The following is a 16,391-nucleotide window of genomic DNA, read 5'->3' as shown; positions in this document are numbered from 1 at the left end:
GCGCACGCTCGCAAGCGGCAGAAGGTGTGAAACTGCGGACCCGTCCGTGGTTTGCCTGCTTTGCGCCGACGCACGGCTAGAATCCACCGACACCTGAACAGGCCCCCTCATGTCCATCCTGATTGGAAAATCGGTCACCACGCCGCAGGGCGGCCCGGTCACGCTCGAGCCGAAATACGGCAATCGCCATGGCCTCGTCGCCGGCGCCACGGGCACGGGCAAGACCGTCACGCTCATGACGCTGGCCGAAGGATTTTCGAAACTCGGCGTGCCGGTCTTCCTCGCCGACGTGAAGGGCGATGTCGCGGGGCTCGCGCTCGCTGGCAGCGGTGATGCCAAGGTCGCCGAACGCGCCGCGCAGATCGGCGTGGCCGATTACGCGCCCGCCGCCAATCCGGTGGTGTTCTGGGATCTGTACGGCAAGCTCGGACATCCCGTGCGCGCCACCGCGAGCGAGATGGGCCCGACGCTGCTCGCGCGCATCCTCGAGCTCAACGACACGCAGGCCGGCGTGCTCGACATCGTGTTCAAGCTCGCCGACGACCGCGGTTTGCTGCTGCTGGATCTCGAAGACCTGCGCGCGCTGCTCGGCGTTGTCGCGGACGAACGCAAGGACATCTCCACGTCCTACGGACTGGTCAGCACGCAATCGGTCGGTGCGATCCAGCGCGCGCTGCTGCGCCTCGAGCAGGACGGCGCCGATCAATTCTTCGGCGAACCCGCGCTCGCGCTCGCAGACCTCATGCGCACCACGCAGGACGGCCGCGGCGTCGTCAACGTGCTCGCCGCAGACCAGCTCGTGCTCAAACCGCGCCTCTATTCGAGTTTCCTGCTGTGGCTGCTGTCCGAATTGTTCGAGACGCTGCCGGAAGTGGGCGACCTGGACAAACCCAAGCTCGTGTTCGTGTTCGACGAAGCGCACCTGTTGTTCGACGACGCGCCGCCCGCGCTGCAGCAGCGCGTCGAACAGGTCGTGCGCCTGATTCGCTCCAAGGGCGTGGGTGTGTATTTCTGCTCGCAGTTCCCCGACGACGTGCCCGACAACATCCTCGGCCAGCTCGGCAACCGCGTGCAGCACGCCCTGCGCGCGTTCACGCCGCGCGACCAGAAGGCGGTGCGCACGGCGGCGGAAACCTTCGTCGCCAACCCGGCCCTGGACGTGGCGAAGGTGATCTCCGCGCTTGGCGTCGGCGAAGCACTCGTTTCCACATTGCACGACACCGACACAAGCAAGGCCGTGCCCATGCCCGTCGAACGCACGCTGATCGCACCGCCGCGCTGCCGCATGGGCGCGATCACCGACGCCGAACGCATGCAGGTCCGCGCGGGCAGCCCGGTCGGCGCGAAATACGACACGCGCGTGGATCGCGAATCCGCCGCGGAAATGCTGGCGGCGAAGGCGCATGCCGCGACGGAACGCGTCGATGCGCCCAAGGCGAAGACGCAGGAAGACGACGAGAACGAAGGCGGCTTCAGCCAGTCGGTGAAGGACGTCCTGTTCGGAACCAAGCGCCGCCAGGGCATGGTCGAGACGATGGCCAAGCAGACCGCGCGCACCGTCGGCAGCCAGGTCGGCCGGCAGATCCTGCGCGGCGTGCTCGGCGGCATCTTCGGCGGCAGCAAACGCTGATCCTTTCCATCCACTGCATGAGGTGTTCGATGCGTTCTTCGCTTGTGCTTGTCTTGCTTCCGCTTGCGCTGCTCGCTGCCTGCAATCGCACGAGCGAAGCGCCCGCCGCTGCCGCGCCGGCCACCGTGGCCGCACCCGCGACGGTCGAAGAGGCGCCGTCCGGCACCGTGGCCGCAGCACCCGTCGGTGTCTCCGACGCCCCCGCGCCCGGCGAGCACACCACCTTCGATGCGAAGGGGTTCGCCGGCACCTTCGGCGATGCGAAGAGCGCGGTGACCTTCACTGCGGACGGTGCGTATTCGATGACGAGCGAAAGCGTGGCCGCGAAGGCGCCGGACACCGGCACCTGGACGCTGGAGCCGGATGCGCACCACATCCGCCTGGATCCGAACGCCAAGGCCGAAGAGGATCGCGTGTACGAACTCGTCAACAACGACGAACTGCATGCGGCCGACGGCCAGGTGCTTCGCCGCACGACGCAGTGATGGGCCCGTAGGAGCAGCGATGGGACGTTGGCGCCCCCCCGGCGAAAAGGCCACGGCGCTGATCACGCGCGAAGGCCACGCGCGCCTGAAAGCGGAACTCGACGACCTCTGGCGCGTGCGCCGGCCGGAGGTCGTGCGTGCCCTCGCCGCCGCGGCGGCCGAGGGCGATCGCTCGGAGAACGCCGAGTACACCTATCGCAAGAAGCAACTGGGCGAGATCGATCGGCGCGTGCGCTATCTCTCCAAGCGCCTGGAGGCCTTGCGCGTGGTCGAGGAGGCGCCGTCTGATCGCGAGGCGGTCTTCTTCGGCGCGACGGTGGAGATCGAGCACGCGACGAGCGGCGAAACGCACACCTACCGCATCGTCGGGCCGGACGAGACGGACGCGAAACTGGGCTGGATCAGCGTGGATTCGCCGCTGGCGCGCGCGATGCTGAAGAAGCGCGTGGACGACGAGTTCGAAGCGGCGCTGCCCGGAGGCAACGCGCGCTATTTCATCGTGGACGTGCAGTACTAGTCGCGGGCGACGGTTTCGCCGAACAAGTCATGTTCGTCGCTGCCGAGAATCTCGACATCGACGAAGTCGCCGGGACGCAGCCCCGCTTCGCGCCCATCCTGGATCTGCACGAGACCATCGATTTCCGGCGCATCGAAGCGCGAACGCGCGATCGCGAGTTCGCCATCCATCGCATCCACCAGGCAGCGCTGCACGGTGCCGACCTTGGCTTCGAGGCGATCCGCCGAAATCTGCGCCTGGCGCTCCATGAAGCGCGCGAGGCGTTCCTGCTTCAATTCTTCCGGCAACTGGTCCGGCAGCGCATTCGCCGCGGCACCGTCGACCGGCGAATAGGCGAACGCACCCACGCGATCGAGCTGCGCTTCATCGAGGAAATCGAGCAGCGTTTCGAATTCTTCTTCGGTCTCGCCCGGGAAGCCGACGATGAAGGTCGAGCGGATGGCGAGCTCCGGGCAGATTTCGCGCCAGCGCGACACGCGCTCCAGCGTCTTCTCCACCGCACCCGGACGCTTCATCAGCTTGAGGATGCGCGGGCTCGCGTGCTGGAAGGGAATGTCGAGGTAGGGCAGCAGCTTGCCCTCCGCCATCAACGGAATGATCTCGTCGACGTGCGGATACGGGTAGACGTAGTGCAGGCGCGTCCAGATGCCGAGTTCCGACAGGCCTTCGCACAAGGCCTTCATGCGCGTCTGGTAGGCCTTGCCGCGCCAGGTGCGCTCGGCGTACTTCACGTCCACGCCGTAGGCCGAGGTGTCCTGCGAGATCACCAGCAACTCGCGCACGCCTCCCATCGCGAGCTTTTCGGCTTCGCGCAGCACGTCGTCGACGGGGCGCGAGACCAGGTCGCCGCGCATCGAGGGAATGATGCAGAAGGTGCAACGATGATTGCAGCCTTCGGAGATCTTGAGGTAGGCGTAATGCTTCGGCGTGAGCTTCAGGCCGTAGTCCGGAAGCAGGTCGACGAAGGGATCGTGCGACGGCGGCAATGCCAGGTGCACCGCATCCATCACGCTCTTGTAGTCCTGCGGACCGCTGATCGAGAGCACGTCGGGGTGCGCTTCGCGGATCTGCTCCGGTTTCTTGCCCAGGCAGCCGGTGACGATCACCTTGCCGTTTTCCGCAATCGCCTCGCCGATGGCGTCCAGCGATTCGGTCACTGCCGAATCGATGAAGCCGCAGGTGTTGACCACGACGATGTCGGCATCGTCGTAGGACTGCACGATGTCGTAGCCCTCGACCTTGAGCTGGGTGAGGATGCGTTCGGAATCGACGAGCGCCTTCGGACAACCGAGGCTGACGAAACCGACCTTGCCTCCCTGGGCGGCGGGCTTGGACTTGGTGGAAACCGACATCGAATCAACGACCTGGTGGAGAGCGAAGGCCGCGGATTATAGGTGCGCCCGGGCCCCGGCACCGGATCCAAGCGGCCGCAGGTTCAGGTTTTTCGGGCCCGGCCTCACAAGGAGTAGGATCGTGGCCGGAGCATGCCCGCAGGAGCACCCATGCACCGCTGGATCGATATCGAGACGCCCCACGGCCCCATCCGCGGCTGGCGCGCCGAACCGGCCGGCCCGTCCAAGGGCGCCGTTTTGGTGATCCAGGAAATCTTCGGCGTGAATCCTCACATGCGCAGCGTCGCCGACCGGCTGGCCGACGCGGGCTTCGTCGCCCTCGCCCCCTCCCTCTTCGATCCCGTCGAACATGGCGTCGAACTCGACTATTCCGACGCCGGCATCCAGCGCGCCCGCGCACTCGTGACGGCGCTGGGCTTCCCGCGCGCGATGGACCTGCTCAATGCCTCGGCCGAGAAACTGCAGATGGAAGGCCTGCGCGTCGGCGCGGTCGGCTTCTGCTGGGGCGGCACGCTCGCCTATCTGTGCGCGACGCGGCTCTCGCTGCCCGCGGTGTGCTACTACGGCGCGCGCAGCGTGCCCTTCCTCGACGAACACGCGGGCGCACCGCTGATGTTCCATTTCGGTGCCGACGATCCGAGCATCCCCGCGGCCGACATCGAACAGCACCGCGAGAAACAACCCCAGGCGCAGGTCTTCGTCTACGAACACACGGGCCACGCCTTCAACCGCGACGTCGACCCGAAGGTGTACAACGCGCAGGCGGCGCAGACCGCATGGACGCGCACGCTCGATTTCCTCGAAACACAACTCCGATGAAACACCACCCGCAACAAGAACCCTGGCACCTGCATCCGCAGCTCGCCGACGACACGCATCCGGTCGACTCCTGGCCCCTGTGCGAAGTGCGCCTGATGGACGATGCCAACCATCCCTGGCTGATCCTCGTGCCGCGCGTGGCCGGCGCGACCGAAGTCACCGACCTGTCCACCGACCAGCAAGCCAACCTGATGCGCGAGATCGACCGCGCCGCACGCACCCTGCGCGTGTTCCGCCCGCGCAAACTCAACGTCGCCGCACTCGGCAACCTGGTCCCGCAACTGCACGTACACGTGATCGCCCGTTACGAACAGGACATCGCCTGGCCGCGCCCGGTGTGGGGGATGGCGGCGGCGCAACCTTATGCGCCGGAAGCATTGATCGAGCGGATTCAGCTGTTACGCGACACAATCGTCGAACCCGAATCCTGAGAGCTTTCCCATGCGCAAGTTGTTGCTGGCCACGATGCTGGCCGTCGTGACCCTGCCCGCGTACGCGTTGTTCGACAAGAAGCCCGAGACTTCCGCCGCCGAGGCCGCGCAGCAGAACATGCCCGCGGTGACGATCTGGGTCGAGGCGACCTGGGGGTTCCGCAACCAGGGCGCGGCCAATTCGCTCAGCAAGGCGCACGTGGCCTTCGCGAAGTACGGCTACAAAGTCCAGAGCGTGGAGCCTTACATCGAGAACGGTGACTTGCAGGGGTTCTTTGTCACCTATCAGAAGCCGTAACGCTTAAGAGCCTCGGCTCCGGGGGGACGGACCGCCACGCCCTCGGTTATCGCGCCTGTCGGAGCGCCTACAAGCCGCATCCATGCAACCGGAGCTCCGCCCGCATGGCCATCCATGGCCGTGCTTCAGTCGCGACAACCGAGTACGTGCCGTTCCTCGCCACCATTTGCGAGCACGCTGCGTTAGAGGCTTAGAAGCTTTTTACCGAAGCCGCAAATGGTGACTTACGGTGGAGGCCTGGCACACGCTCGATGAGCGTGGCTGCAGGGCGGCCATGGATGGCCACCCGGGCGGAGCTCCGGTTGCATGGATGCGGCTTGGAGGCGCTCCGACAGACGCGCTCATCGAGCGGGTGACAGGCCGGACTCTCCGCAAGCCGAGGCTTTTGACGCCTCAGGTCTTCGGCAGCGTAACGCCCGTCTGCCCCTGGTACTTGCCGCCGCGATCCTTGTACGACGTCTCGCACACTTCGTCGCTCTGGAAGAACAACATCTGCGCCACCCCCTCGTTGGCATAGATGCGCGCCGGCAGCGGCGTCGTGTTGCTGAATTCCAGCGTCACGTGGCCCTCCCACTCCGGCTCCAGCGGCGTCACGTTCACGATGATCCCGCAGCGCGCGTACGTGCTCTTGCCCAGGCAGACCACCAGCGTGTCGCGCGGAATACGGAAGTACTCGACCGTGCGCGCGAGCGCGAAGGAATTCGGCGGGATGATGCAGACGTCGGATTCGATGTCCACGAAACTGCCCGAATCGAAATGCTTCGGATCCACGATCGTGGAATTGATGTTGGTGAACACCTTGAACTCGCGCGAGCAACGCACGTCGTAGCCGTAGCTGGAGGTGCCGTAGCTGACGATGCGATGGCCGTCGACCGGGGAATGCTTGACCTGGCCCGGCTCGAACGGCTCGATCATGCCGTTCTGCTCGGCCATGCGGCGGATCCAGCGGTCGCTCTTGATGCTCATTCGGGACGTCTGCGCGGGTCGAAAAAGGAAGCCGATCTTAACCTTCAGAGCAGCTGCGCGCCGAGCGAAACCGGCGCGCGCGGGCGGCGCGCGAGTTCGGCGGCCATGCGGCGGGCCGTGGCACGGTAGGCCGCGGCGGCCGGGGAATCGGGCGCGGCGGCCACGATCGGCGTGCCGGCGTCGCCCTGTTCGCGGATGCCGATGTCCAGCGGCAGCGCGCCGAGCAGCGGCACGCCGTATTGCGCGGCGATGCGCTCGCCGCCGCCCTGGCCGAACAGGTGTTCGACGTGGCCACAGTTGGAGCACACGTGCACCGCCATGTTCTCGACCAGGCCCAGCACGGGCACGTGGACCTTCTCGAACATGCGCAAGGCCTTGCGCGCGTCCAGCGTCGCGACGTCCTGCGGCGTGGTCACCACGACCGCGCCGGCGACCGGGATCTTCTGCGCCAGCGTGAGCTGGATGTCGCCCGTGCCCGGCGGCAGGTCGACGATGAGGTAATCGAGCTGGCCGTCGCTGCCCCACAGGGTCTGCTCGAGCAGTTGCGTGAGCGCGGAGGTCGCCATCGGGCCTCGCCAGATCATCGGCGTGTCCTGCTCGACCATCAGGCCGATCGACATCGCATCCACGCCATGCGCGCGCATCGGTTCGATGGCCTTGCCGTCGGGGCTGTCGGGGCGGCCGGTGAGGCCCAGCATCGTGGGGATGCTCGGGCCGTAGACGTCCGCGTCGAGCACGCCCACGCGCGCGCCTTCCTGGGCCAGCGCGAGCGCGAGGTTCACCGCGGTCGTCGACTTGCCGACGCCGCCCTTGCCCGAGCCCACCGCGATCACGTTGCGGATGCGCGGCAGCGGCGTGAGTTCGCCTTGCGGTGCGTGCGCATCGATGCGCGACTGCACTTCCAGGCTCGCCAGCGACAGGCCTTCGGAGGCGAGGACACCACCGACTGCGTCGCGCAGGCCCTCGTGCCAACGCTGCGCCGGATAGCCCAGCGTGATCGCGACGGCCGCGCGGCCCTCGCTGGCGGCGGCACGGATGCGCGCGCCCGTTTCGGCGAGCGTGAGCCCGGCTTCTGGGTCGCGGATGGCGGCGATACGGGATTCGAGGGGGGTCATGGCGATGAACGCGGGGGAAGCCCGACATTGTACCGGCGTGGGGCGCGCCTTCCGTACGCAGGCGGATGCGGTATAAAGCCGGCGTACCGCCCTCGCGCGGACACCATCCACGCATCCCTGGGAGGGACCATGCGCAACAAGCTCTTCGCGTCCATGCTCGCGCTGCCGTTGCTCGCCGCGCTGTCCGCCGTGTCGGCGCAGACGGCACCGGATCCGGTGCTCGGCAAGTGGAAGACCATCGACGACGAAACCGGCAAGGCGATGTCGATCACCGAGGTGTATCGCACCAAGAACGGCTCGATTGCCGCCCATGTCGTCGAGATGCTCGATCCGGCCAAGCAGAACTGCGACGAATGCGACGGCGCCGACAAGGGCAAGCCGATCGCCGGCATGATGGTCTTCTGGGACATGAAGCAGGTCGACGGCGTGTGGGGCGGCGGCCAGGGCTTCAAGCCTTCCGCCGGCGAGCACTTCAAGGTGAAGAGCGTCAAGGCGATCGAAGGCGGCAAGAAGCTCGAGATCACCGGCTGCAAGCTGATCTTCTGTCGCTCGGCGACGTGGGTGCGCGCCGACTGACGGCCCGCGCCAGCTGGAATCCCGAAAAGCCCGGCGGAAAGCCGGGCTTTTTTCGTTCCGGACGGGAACACCTGCAATAATCACCGACCCGCTGCTCCGCGAACCCCATGAATCGCCACGTCGCCGTTTCCTGCGCCCTGCCCTACGCCAACGGGCCCCTCCACCTCGGTCACCTGGTCGGTTACATCCAGGGCGACATCTGGGTGCGTGCGCGCCGCATGGCGGGCGATGCGGTGCGATTCGTGTGCGCCGACGACACGCACGGCACGCCGATCATGCTCGCCGCCGAAAAGGCCGGCATGAGCGCGGAGGCCTACATCGCCGGCATCCAGGCGCAGCACGAGCGCGACTTCGCCGATTTCCACGTCGCCTTCGACCATTACGACTCCACCAACTCGCAGGCCAACCGCGCGCTCACCGAAGCGATCTACGCGCGCCTGGACGCGACGGGCCACATCACGCGCCGCTCGGTCGCGGGTTTCTACGACCCGGCCAAGGGCATGTTCCTGCCCGACCGCTACATCAAGGGCATCTGCCCCAACTGCGGCACGCCCGACCAGTACGGCGACAACTGCGAGAACTGCGGCGCGACGTATTCGCCGACCGACCTGAAGGAACCGCGTTCGGTGCTCAGCGGTGCCACGCCGGAAGTGCGCGACTCCGAACACTTCTTCTTCGAAGTCGGCCAGTTCACCGACTTCCTGCGCGGCTGGCTCGCGCGCGACGTCGCGATCCCGGGCGTGAAGGCCAAGCTGATGGAATGGATCGACGCCGAAGGCGGCCTGCGCGCGTGGGACATCTCGCGCGATGCGCCCTACTTCGGTTTCGAAATCCCGGGGCATCCGGGCAAGTATTTCTACGTGTGGCTGGATGCGCCCATCGGCTACCTCTCCGCGCTGCAGGTGCTGTGCGAGCGCGATGCGGCCGCCGGTGCGTCCTTCATGGACTACCTCGCGCACGACAGCGAGGCCGAGCTGCACCACTTCATCGGCAAGGACATCGTCAACTTCCACGGCCTGTTCTGGCCGGCGGTGCTGCACGGCGCGGGTTTCCGCGCGCCGACGAAGCTGCACGTCAACGGTTACCTCACCGTCGACGGCGCGAAGATGTCCAAGTCGCGCGGCACCTTCATCATGGCGCGCACGTACCTGGAAGCGGGCCTGGATCCCGAAGCGCTGCGTTACTACTTCGCGGCGAAGTCCGGTGGCGGCGTCGACGACCTCGACCTCAACCTGCACGACTTCATCGCGCGGGTGAACAGCGACCTGGTGGGCAAGTTCGTCAACCTCGCCAGCCGCTGCGCGGGCTTCATCGAGAAGCGCTTCGGCGGCCAGCTCGCCGACGCGCTGCCCGACCACGCGATGTACGCCCGTTTCGTCGAAGCGATTCCCTCGATCGCGGCCGCGTACGACACGAATCAACCGGCCACCGTGCTGCGCCACGTGATGGCGCTCGCGGATGAAGCCAACCGTTACATCGACGACAAGAAGCCGTGGGTGCTGGCCAAGCAGGAAGGCGCGGACGCCGAACTGCAGGCCGTGTGCACGCAGGGCCTGAATCTTTTCCGCGTGCTCGCGGGGCTGCTGAAGCCCGTGCTGCCGCGCTTGTCCGCGCAGGCGGAAGATTTCCTCGGCGCACGCGTGTCGCGCTGGGACGATCTCGCCGCGCCGCTGCTCGGCCATCGCATCAGTGCCTACCAACCGCTCTTCACCCGCATCGACCCCAAGCAGATCGACCAGATGACCGACGCCAGCAAGGACACCCTCGCCCCCGTTGCCGCGCAGCCCGTGGCGGCCGCCAAGCCTGCCGTGCCCGCGCCTGCACAGGAACTCGCGCACATCGGCATCGACGATTTCGCGAAGCTCGACCTGCGCGTGGCGAAGGTGCTCGCCTGCGAGTTCGTCGACGGCTCGGACAAGCTGCTGCGCTTCGAACTCGACGCCGGCGCGCTCGGCAAGCGCCAGATCTTCTCGGGCATCCGCGCGTCCTACGGCGATCCTGCGTCGCTGGTCGGCCGCAACGTGGTATTCATCGCCAACCTCGCGCCGCGCAAGATGCGCTTCGGCATCAGCGAAGGGATGATCCTCTCGGCGGGCCTGGACGGCGGTGCGCTGCACCTGCTCGACGCGCCGGGCGCGGACGCGGGTTCGCCGGTCAAGTAAGGGAGCGGCGGTGGATTCCGCCATCGATCTCGTCGAACGCCTCGACCGCATCCTGCCGCAGACGCAATGCGGCCAGTGCGGTTTCGCCGGCTGTCGCCCGTACGCCGAAGCGATGGCGCGTGGCGAGGCGGATGTCGATCGTTGTCCGCCCGGCGGCGATGCAGGCGCACGCGCACTCGCGCATGTGCTGCACGTCGAAGCGAGGCCCTACGACCGCACGCGCGGCACGCACAAGCCGCCGCTGGTCGCGCTCGTGGTGGAAGAAGACTGCATCGGTTGCACCAAGTGCATCCAGGCCTGCCCCGTCGATGCGATCGCCGGCGGCAACAAACGCATGCACACGGTGATCGAGCCGCTGTGCACGGGCTGCGAGCTGTGCGTGCCGGCGTGCCCCGTGGATTGCATCGTGATGGTGGCGCCGGTTTAAGGCGTCGCCACGGGTTCGCCGAAGGTCAGCCAGAAGCCATTGTTGTCGCGCACGATGAATTCGCGCATGCCGTAGAACGTGTCGTGGGGGGGCTCCACCACGACGACCTGGCCGCCCACCCGCGCGAAATACGCATCGACGCCATCGACTTCCAGGTACAGGTCCGCATCCCGGCGCGGCGCGTCGCTCGCGTGGCCGCCGATGCTCAGCATCACGCGGCCCGCGCCGAAGCCGAGCATCGCCCACACCAGTTCGCCGTCGTCCTCGCCGGTGTTGACCACGTCGAAGCCGATGCCGACGTACCACGCGATCGTCGCACCGACGTCGGGCACGTGCAGCATCGGCGTGAGCGCGCGCTTCATCTCACTTCACCGCACACGCCGAACACACGCGCTCGACCTTGTAGCCCTTCTTGCGCAGCTTCTCGACTACGCCGTCGTTGCCGAGCAGGTGCATCGCACCGACCACCACCAAGGTGTCGTCGGTGCCCGACGCAGCGAGGCGCGCTTCGAGCTTCGGCACCCAGGTGTCGTTGCGCTGCGTGTTGATGCGTTCGTACATGGAGGGGTACTTGGTGCGCACTTCGTTGACCATGTGCGCGGCCAGGGCGTCAACGTCGCCCGCGCGCCATTCGCGGTGCAGCAGGTCGAGTTCGTGTTCGTTGCCGCTGTCCGACAACGATTCGTCGAGCATTTGCAGCTGCTGCGCCTTGTCCATGCCGTCGAGCATGTCGAGCTGCTGCATCCCCGTCTCCAGGCCGCCAGCGGTCTTGTTCGCGGCCTTCGCGGAAGCGGCGATGTGGTTGTCGAGACCGAGCTTGGATTCGAAGCCGCGCGTGCCGGCATCCAGGATGGTGACGAGCAGGCTGACGTACCACGGCTCGAACGCCTGCAGCATCTCCGGCGTCATGTTGATCCTGCGCAGGCCGGCCTCGTTCTTGTTCGCCCAGGCGGCGAGCTTGGCGGACAACTCGGGCGAGAGATCGCTGTCGAGCGTCGTGCCGTCGGTGCGGATGGCGGCCATCGCCATCTTCATGCCGAGCTCCGCCGAGCCCATTTCCTCCGGCGGCAATTCGAACAACACCGATTCGGAATCGGCGAGCGCGTTGTCGACATCCTTCGACAGCGGATAGTCGTCCTCGCGCAGCATGTGGAAGGAGCCGAGCAGGTAGACGCTGTTGTTGGCGTCGGAGACTTTCCACAACAAGGGCACCGGCGGTGCCTTCGCGGGTGCGGGCACGGGCGCCTTGTTCGCGGCGAGCGCGAGCGCCGGCACGAGCAGCGCGGTGAACACAGCGGTACGACGCATGCGGGATCCTCGGATCATCAGTGGTACGCCTTCTCGCCTGCGATGACTTCGAGGTCGAGGCGGTTGGCCGGCGGTGCGAGCGGGCACGTGGCGAAGGCCGTGAACGCGCACGGCGGATTCTCGACGCGATTGAAGTCGACGGTGATGTGGCCGTCGGGGCCGGGGCGCGGGAGGTCGAGATATCGGCCGGCCGGATAACTGCCATGGCCGCTGGTGCGATCGGCGAAGACGAGGAACAGCGTCGGCTCGCCCTGGTCGAGCAGTTCGAGGCGATGCACCTTGCCGTCGCGTTCGAATTCGATGGCACCGGGATTGGGCACCTGCTCGACCATGTTGACGATGTTGACGATCGGCAGCGTCTTGCCCGGTGGATTCGGCACGTAACGCGCGCGCACCGTCCAATCCTTTCCGCCCGGCCAATACTGGATGCCCTTGAAGTGCAGGCGCGCGTCGGCGTCGGCGTGCTTCACGCGCAGCGCGAGGCGATCGCCCCGCTTGATGATCGTGGCCAGGCCTTTGCCTTCATCGAAGCCGATCACGCTCGGGCCATTGGGGTCGCGGTCCGTCGCCAGGACCGTGGCGCCCGTGAGCGGCTGGCCGTCGAGCGTGAGCGCCACGCCTGCTTCGGGCACGAAGCGCACGCGGCCCTGCGCATCCAGGTCGAACATGCCCAGGTGCGGCGGTCCCTTCTCCAGCAGCAGGCCGTTGCCGGGCGCGCTGCCCGCGTAATGCGCGCCGCGCTCGAGCCAATGCAGTCCGATCACGCTGGTCCAGCCATCCGGCGCCGTGAGTGCCGCCGCGCGTGCATCGCGCCACGGCTTCTCCTGCGCCGCGAACGCACGCGCCGCTTCGGCGGCCTTGCGCGCGGCTTCGCCATCGTCGCCCCGATTGCAGGCAGCGAGCACGACGAGCGCGATGGCGGCGCAGGCAATGCGAATCCCCTTCCCCATGTTCAACGTCCTCGCAGGAACCATTTGTCGATGTCGGCCAGCGGCACGCGCGTCCAGGTGGGGCGGCCGTGGTTGCACTGCCCGGAGCGTTCGGTCGCTTCCATCTCGCGCAGCAGTGCGTTCATTTCGGGAAGGCCCAGGCGCCGGTTCGCGCGCACGGCGCCGTGGCAGGCCATCGTCGCGAGCAACTCGTCGCGTGCGGCGGCGATGCGGCGCGTGTCGCCGTGTTCGCGCAGGTCGGCCAGGACGTCGCGCAGCAGCGCTTCGACATCGCCGTCGGCAAGCAGCGCGGGCACGCTGCGCAGGCGCAGGGAGCCCGGCCCCGCGCGCGTGAGTTCGAAACCCAGTTCCGCGAGCGTGGCGGATTCGCGTTCGGCGACGTCGGCTTCGCGCTCCGACACGGCGACGCTCATCGGCACCAACAAGGGCTGCGTGCGCAGACCCGCGCCATCGTGCGCGCACTTGAGCTTTTCGTAACCGATGCGTTCGTGCGCGGCGTGCATGTCCACGACGATCAGGCCTTCGGCGTTCTCGGCGAGGATGTAGATGCCGTGCAACTGCGCGATGGCGTAGCCGAGCGGCGGTGGTGCGTCGTCACGCGCTTCGGCCATGGGCATGGGCGGCGCGAGGACTTCGGTTCCGGATCCGCCGTAGAGCGCCGCGTAAGCCACGCGGGTGTCTTCAACGCGCAGCGCCAGCCCCGATTGCGCACTGCCCTGCCACGACGACGGCCCGACCCATGTGCGCGCGGCGACTTCGGTCACCGGTGCGACATCCGCGCTCGCGCCTGCGCGCGTTTCCGCGAGCGCCTGCTGCAGGGTGCGATAAGTGAAGTCGTGCACGAGGCGCGATTCGCGGAAACGAACTTCGTGCTTCGCCGGATGCACGTTCACATCGACGGTGCGCGGGTCGACTTCCAGGAACAGCACGTAGGCCGGCTGGCGCCCGTGGAAGAGCACGTCGCCGTAGGCCTGCTTCACCGCGTGGGCGACATTGCGATCGCGCACGCTGCGACCGTTGACGTAGAGATACTGCTGGTCGGCGCTCGCGCGGTTGTAGACCGGTTGCGCGATCCAGCCGTGCAGGCGCAGGCCCGCACCGGCATGGTCGACGCGCAAGGCGTGCTTCGCGAACTCCTCGCCGAGCGTTTCGAACAGGCGATCGGTGGAGGCCAGCATGCCGTCGCCGCGATAACGCCGCGCAGGCCGGCCGTTGTGCGAAACGCGCAGCTCGACATCCGGCCGTGCGAGTGCGAGCGAACGCAACCATTCTTCGATGTGGCCCAGCTCCGTGCGTTCGGCGCGCAGGAACTTGCGACGCGCGGGCACGTTGTAGAACAGGTCGCGCACTTCGACGGTGGTGCCCGGCGGATGCGCTTTCGGCGCGACCTCGCCGATGCGGCCGCCTTCGACCTGCAGCGACGCGCCATGGGCGTTGCCGGTATGGCGCGAGGCGAGTTCGAAGCGGCTGACCGACGCGATCGACGGCAGCGCTTCGCCACGGAAGCCGAGCGTGGCCACGGCTTCCAGGTCGTCGAGCGAGGCGATCTTGCTGGTGGCGTGGCGCGACACCGCGAGCGGAAGTTCTTCCGGCGGAATGCCGCCGCCGTCGTCGCGCACGCGGATCAGGCGGATGCCGCCCTCTTCCAGGTCGATCTCGACGCGACGCGCGCCGGCGTCGAGTGCGTTCTCGACGAGTTCCTTCACCACCGACGCAGGCCGTTCGACGACCTCGCCCGCGGCGATCTGGTTGATCAGGGTGTCCGGGAGTTGGCGGATCGGCACGTGGCGACGCTCAAAAACCAGCGTCGATCATAACGGAGCCGGCGGGCGGGCCCGCGCTTTTTCTAGCGTCCGCCCGAGGTGGACGCGGTCGCCATCTCCGCGGCTTCCGCGCGCGCGGCGTACAGCGTCCCCGGCGGCGGCTGGCGGGTGAAGTAGGTATTGACGCCGTCGAGGATCGCGCGCGCCAGCTCGGACCGGTGACCCGGGTCGTTGAGCTTGCGTTCTTCGCCCGGGTTCGAGATGAACGCGGTCTCGACCAGCATCGAGGGCACGTCGGGCGAACGCAGCACGACGAAGTTCGCGCGCTCGACCGCGCCCTTGTGCGTCTTGCCCAGCTTCTTCAGCCCGGTGAGCACATGGCCGGCGATGTCTTCGGAGGCTTTCATCGTGCCGGTCTGCGACAGGTCGAGCAGCACCGAGGCGAGCGTGTTGTCCTTGTCCTGCAGGCGCACGCCGCCGACGAGGTCCGCCGCATTTTCCTGGTTCGCGAGCCAGCGCGCCGCTTGCGAGGACGCACCGCGCTGCGAGAGCACGAACACCGACGAACCGCTCGCATCCGGATTGGTGAATGCATCGGCGTGGATCGACACGAACAGGTCGGCCTTCGCCGCGCGCGCCTTCTGGTAGCGCTGCGCGAGCGGAATGAACACGTCGGTATCGCGGGTGAGGTAGGCCTTCAGGCCCGGCGTGGCGTTGACCTGGCGCGCAAGTTCGCGCGCGACCGCAAGCGTGAGGTCTTTTTCGCGACTGCCGTTCGCACCGCGCGCACCGGGATCCTGGCCGCCGTGGCCGGCATCGATGGCGATGACGAGGGGACGCATGCCGCCGCGCATCAGCTGCTGCATCGTCTTGGTGGCGCCCGGCGGCGTGGCGTTCGCGATCGTCGGGGCGGGTTGCTGCGGGAGCGTCGTGGGGTTCGCGCCGTGCATCGTCGGCATCGTCGTCGGCATCGTGGTCGACGAAGGTGTTGCAGTCGTCGCAGACGGCAGCGACGCCACGAGGCGCGACGTCGCATCGGCGGATTTCGCCGCGGTGTCTTCGGCAGATTTCTGCGCGACGTCCTGCGTGCTTTCGATTTTCGCAGGCACGCTCGATTGCGCCGCGATATCGGCGATCGGATCGGTCGGTGTATCGGTTGCAGCGCGAGCCTTGCCGTCGCCCGGCCATTCCAGCACAAGGCGCGTGCCGTCGGCCGTCGTTTCCAGCCGCGGCTTGAGCGCCACGACGGGCTGGGCGAGGTCGAACACGATGCGCACGGTGCCCGGGGTCGGCTGCCCGGTGCGGACCGCCTTGACCACGCCGGCGCCAGCGGGCGCGTGGAATTTGCGGTCGAGGGTCGAGGCCGGCAGGTCGACAACCAGGCGGTCGGGACCGGCGAGCGAAATAGTGGTGTAGCGGCCGGGCGTGTCGAGCAGCAATTCGGCGCGGGTGCCGGTGGCGCCTTCCGTCAGCGCCAAGTCCTTGATTTCACTGGCGCGCGCGATGTTCCAGCACAGCGCCAGGATTAGCGCCGCACCGAGCATCCATTGCTGAACGATGGCCCCCTTGATCCGCATGAGCCGGATTCAAGC

The 16,391-nt window shown here is 67.4% G+C and carries 17 protein-coding genes; 9 read left to right on the top strand and 8 right to left on the bottom strand.

Translation table 11 applies throughout. The annotated features are described in order from the left end of the window. Positions 1-109: 109 nt before the first annotated feature. The 3 genes from LVB87_RS10640 to greB are packed head-to-tail and all read left to right on the top strand — an operon-like array spanning position 110 to position 2,632. Positions 110-1,630: a helicase HerA-like domain-containing protein gene (locus LVB87_RS10640; protein ID WP_232897940.1), complete on the top strand. Its 1,521-nt coding sequence runs from the start codon at positions 110-112 to the stop codon at positions 1,628-1,630. A 29-nt stretch (positions 1,631-1,659) separates the two neighbouring features. Continuing rightward, positions 1,660-2,115: a hypothetical protein gene (locus tag LVB87_RS10635; protein WP_232897939.1), complete on the top strand. Its 456-nt coding sequence runs from the start codon at positions 1,660-1,662 to the stop codon at positions 2,113-2,115. Positions 2,116-2,134: 19 nt separating this feature from the next. Beyond that, positions 2,135-2,632: a transcription elongation factor GreB gene (gene greB, locus LVB87_RS10630; protein WP_232897938.1), complete on the top strand. Its 498-nt coding sequence runs from the start codon at positions 2,135-2,137 to the stop codon at positions 2,630-2,632. Here greB and rimO read toward each other — a convergent pair. Further along, positions 2,629-3,984 carry a 30S ribosomal protein S12 methylthiotransferase RimO gene (rimO, locus tag LVB87_RS10625; protein ID WP_232897937.1) on the bottom strand — a complete coding sequence of 452 codons (1,356 nt, stop codon included), beginning with the start codon at positions 3,982-3,984 and terminating at the stop codon, positions 2,629-2,631. The genes greB and rimO overlap by 4 nt on opposite strands. Before the next feature lie 150 nt (positions 3,985-4,134). Here rimO and LVB87_RS10620 point away from each other — a divergent pair, with 150 nt between their 5' ends. From LVB87_RS10620 to LVB87_RS10610, 3 genes are read left to right on the top strand one after another with little or no spacing between them, the layout of a single operon-like run. Then, positions 4,135-4,803 carry a dienelactone hydrolase family protein gene (locus tag LVB87_RS10620; RefSeq protein WP_232897936.1) on the top strand — a complete coding sequence of 223 codons (669 nt, stop codon included), beginning with the start codon at positions 4,135-4,137 and terminating at the stop codon, positions 4,801-4,803. Then, positions 4,800-5,234 carry an HIT domain-containing protein gene (locus LVB87_RS10615; protein ID WP_232897935.1) on the top strand — a complete coding sequence of 145 codons (435 nt, stop codon included), beginning with the start codon at positions 4,800-4,802 and terminating at the stop codon, positions 5,232-5,234. The genes LVB87_RS10620 and LVB87_RS10615 overlap by 4 nt, the downstream gene beginning before the upstream one ends. A 10-nt stretch (positions 5,235-5,244) precedes the next feature. Next, positions 5,245-5,532: a hypothetical protein gene (locus tag LVB87_RS10610; protein ID WP_232897934.1), complete on the top strand. Its 288-nt coding sequence runs from the start codon at positions 5,245-5,247 to the stop codon at positions 5,530-5,532. 393 nt (positions 5,533-5,925) lie between these two features. Here LVB87_RS10610 and dcd read toward each other — a convergent pair whose 3' ends face one another. Both dcd and apbC read right to left on the bottom strand, forming a co-directional pair. Then, positions 5,926-6,498, bottom strand: a complete 573-nt coding sequence (gene dcd / locus LVB87_RS10605; RefSeq protein ID WP_232897933.1) for a dCTP deaminase — start codon at positions 6,496-6,498, stop codon at positions 5,926-5,928. Between the two features lie 44 nt (positions 6,499-6,542). After that, entirely contained in the window at positions 6,543-7,403 is an 861-nt protein-coding gene (gene apbC / locus LVB87_RS10600) for an iron-sulfur cluster carrier protein ApbC (protein ID WP_232900539.1), read from the bottom strand. Positions 7,404-7,742: 339 nt separating this feature from the next. On the opposite strand from apbC, the gene LVB87_RS10595 reads away from it, so the two are divergent. The 3 genes from LVB87_RS10595 (at position 7,743) to rnfB (ending at position 10,778) form a co-directional block, all read left to right on the top strand. Then, positions 7,743-8,189, top strand: a complete 447-nt coding sequence (locus tag LVB87_RS10595; protein WP_232897932.1) for a DUF2147 domain-containing protein — start codon at positions 7,743-7,745, stop codon at positions 8,187-8,189. A 107-nt stretch (positions 8,190-8,296) separates the two neighbouring features. Further along, positions 8,297-10,351: a methionine--tRNA ligase gene (gene metG, locus LVB87_RS10590; RefSeq protein WP_232897931.1), complete on the top strand. Its 2,055-nt coding sequence runs from the start codon at positions 8,297-8,299 to the stop codon at positions 10,349-10,351. A gap of 10 nt (positions 10,352-10,361) precedes the next feature. Continuing rightward, positions 10,362-10,778 (top strand): Rnf electron transport complex subunit RnfB, encoded by a 417-nt coding sequence (rnfB, locus tag LVB87_RS10585; RefSeq protein ID WP_232897930.1) that lies wholly within the window; start codon positions 10,362-10,364, stop codon positions 10,776-10,778. Here rnfB and LVB87_RS10580 read toward each other — a convergent pair. From LVB87_RS10580 to LVB87_RS10560, 5 genes are all read right to left on the bottom strand, one after another. Continuing rightward, the gene (locus tag LVB87_RS10580) at positions 10,775-11,140 is read right to left on the bottom strand and encodes a VOC family protein (protein ID WP_232897929.1); all 366 of its coding nucleotides are present in this window, start codon (positions 11,138-11,140) and stop codon (positions 10,775-10,777) included. The two genes, rnfB and LVB87_RS10580, sit on opposite strands and share 4 nt — an antisense overlap. 1 nt (position 11,141) lies before the next feature. Continuing rightward, positions 11,142-12,086 (bottom strand): TraB/GumN family protein, encoded by a 945-nt coding sequence (locus tag LVB87_RS10575; protein ID WP_232897928.1) that lies wholly within the window; start codon positions 12,084-12,086, stop codon positions 11,142-11,144. 17 nt (positions 12,087-12,103) lie between these two features. Further along, positions 12,104-13,036, bottom strand: a complete 933-nt coding sequence (locus LVB87_RS10570; protein WP_343223365.1) for a DUF1684 domain-containing protein — start codon at positions 13,034-13,036, stop codon at positions 12,104-12,106. 2 nt (positions 13,037-13,038) lie between these two features. Next, complete coding sequence (gene mutL, locus LVB87_RS10565; RefSeq protein ID WP_232897927.1) at positions 13,039-14,820, bottom strand: DNA mismatch repair endonuclease MutL; 1,782 nt, start codon at positions 14,818-14,820, stop codon at positions 13,039-13,041. Positions 14,821-14,882: 62 nt separating this feature from the next. Next, a complete protein-coding gene (locus LVB87_RS10560) occupies positions 14,883-16,376 on the bottom strand; it encodes an N-acetylmuramoyl-L-alanine amidase (RefSeq protein WP_232897926.1) in 1,494 nt (497 codons plus the stop codon). Positions 16,377-16,391: the final 15 nt, after the last annotated feature.

Origin of the sequence: Lysobacter sp. KIS68-7, assembly GCF_021284745.1 — a bacterium.
Classification (GTDB): Bacteria; Pseudomonadota; Gammaproteobacteria; order Xanthomonadales; family Xanthomonadaceae; genus Noviluteimonas.
The sequence above is the reverse complement of the archived record's forward strand: the minus strand, read 5'-3'. Positions and strand labels throughout refer to the sequence as shown.

Excerpts from the sequence above, each read along its gene's own strand:
- LVB87_RS10640 (WP_232897940.1), top strand. The coding sequence starts at position 110 with ATGTCCATCCTGATTGGAAAATCGGTCACCACGCCGCAGGGCGGCCCG.
- LVB87_RS10635 (WP_232897939.1), top strand. The coding sequence starts at position 1,660 with ATGCGTTCTTCGCTTGTGCTTGTCTTGCTTCCGCTTGCGCTGCTCGCT.
- greB (WP_232897938.1), top strand. The coding sequence starts at position 2,135 with ATGGGACGTTGGCGCCCCCCCGGCGAAAAGGCCACGGCGCTGATCACG.
- rimO (WP_232897937.1), bottom strand. The coding sequence starts at position 3,984 with ATGTCGGTTTCCACCAAGTCCAAGCCCGCCGCCCAGGGAGGCAAGGTC.
- LVB87_RS10620 (WP_232897936.1), top strand. The coding sequence starts at position 4,135 with ATGCACCGCTGGATCGATATCGAGACGCCCCACGGCCCCATCCGCGGC.
- LVB87_RS10615 (WP_232897935.1), top strand. The coding sequence starts at position 4,800 with ATGAAACACCACCCGCAACAAGAACCCTGGCACCTGCATCCGCAGCTC.
- LVB87_RS10610 (WP_232897934.1), top strand. The coding sequence starts at position 5,245 with ATGCGCAAGTTGTTGCTGGCCACGATGCTGGCCGTCGTGACCCTGCCC.
- dcd (WP_232897933.1), bottom strand. The coding sequence starts at position 6,498 with ATGAGCATCAAGAGCGACCGCTGGATCCGCCGCATGGCCGAGCAGAAC.
- LVB87_RS10595 (WP_232897932.1), top strand. The coding sequence starts at position 7,743 with ATGCGCAACAAGCTCTTCGCGTCCATGCTCGCGCTGCCGTTGCTCGCC.
- metG (WP_232897931.1), top strand. The coding sequence starts at position 8,297 with ATGAATCGCCACGTCGCCGTTTCCTGCGCCCTGCCCTACGCCAACGGG.
- LVB87_RS10580 (WP_232897929.1), bottom strand. The coding sequence starts at position 11,140 with ATGAAGCGCGCGCTCACGCCGATGCTGCACGTGCCCGACGTCGGTGCG.
- LVB87_RS10575 (WP_232897928.1), bottom strand. The coding sequence starts at position 12,086 with ATGCGTCGTACCGCTGTGTTCACCGCGCTGCTCGTGCCGGCGCTCGCG.
- LVB87_RS10570 (WP_343223365.1), bottom strand. The coding sequence starts at position 13,036 with ATGGGGAAGGGGATTCGCATTGCCTGCGCCGCCATCGCGCTCGTCGTG.
- LVB87_RS10560 (WP_232897926.1), bottom strand. The coding sequence starts at position 16,376 with ATGCGGATCAAGGGGGCCATCGTTCAGCAATGGATGCTCGGTGCGGCG.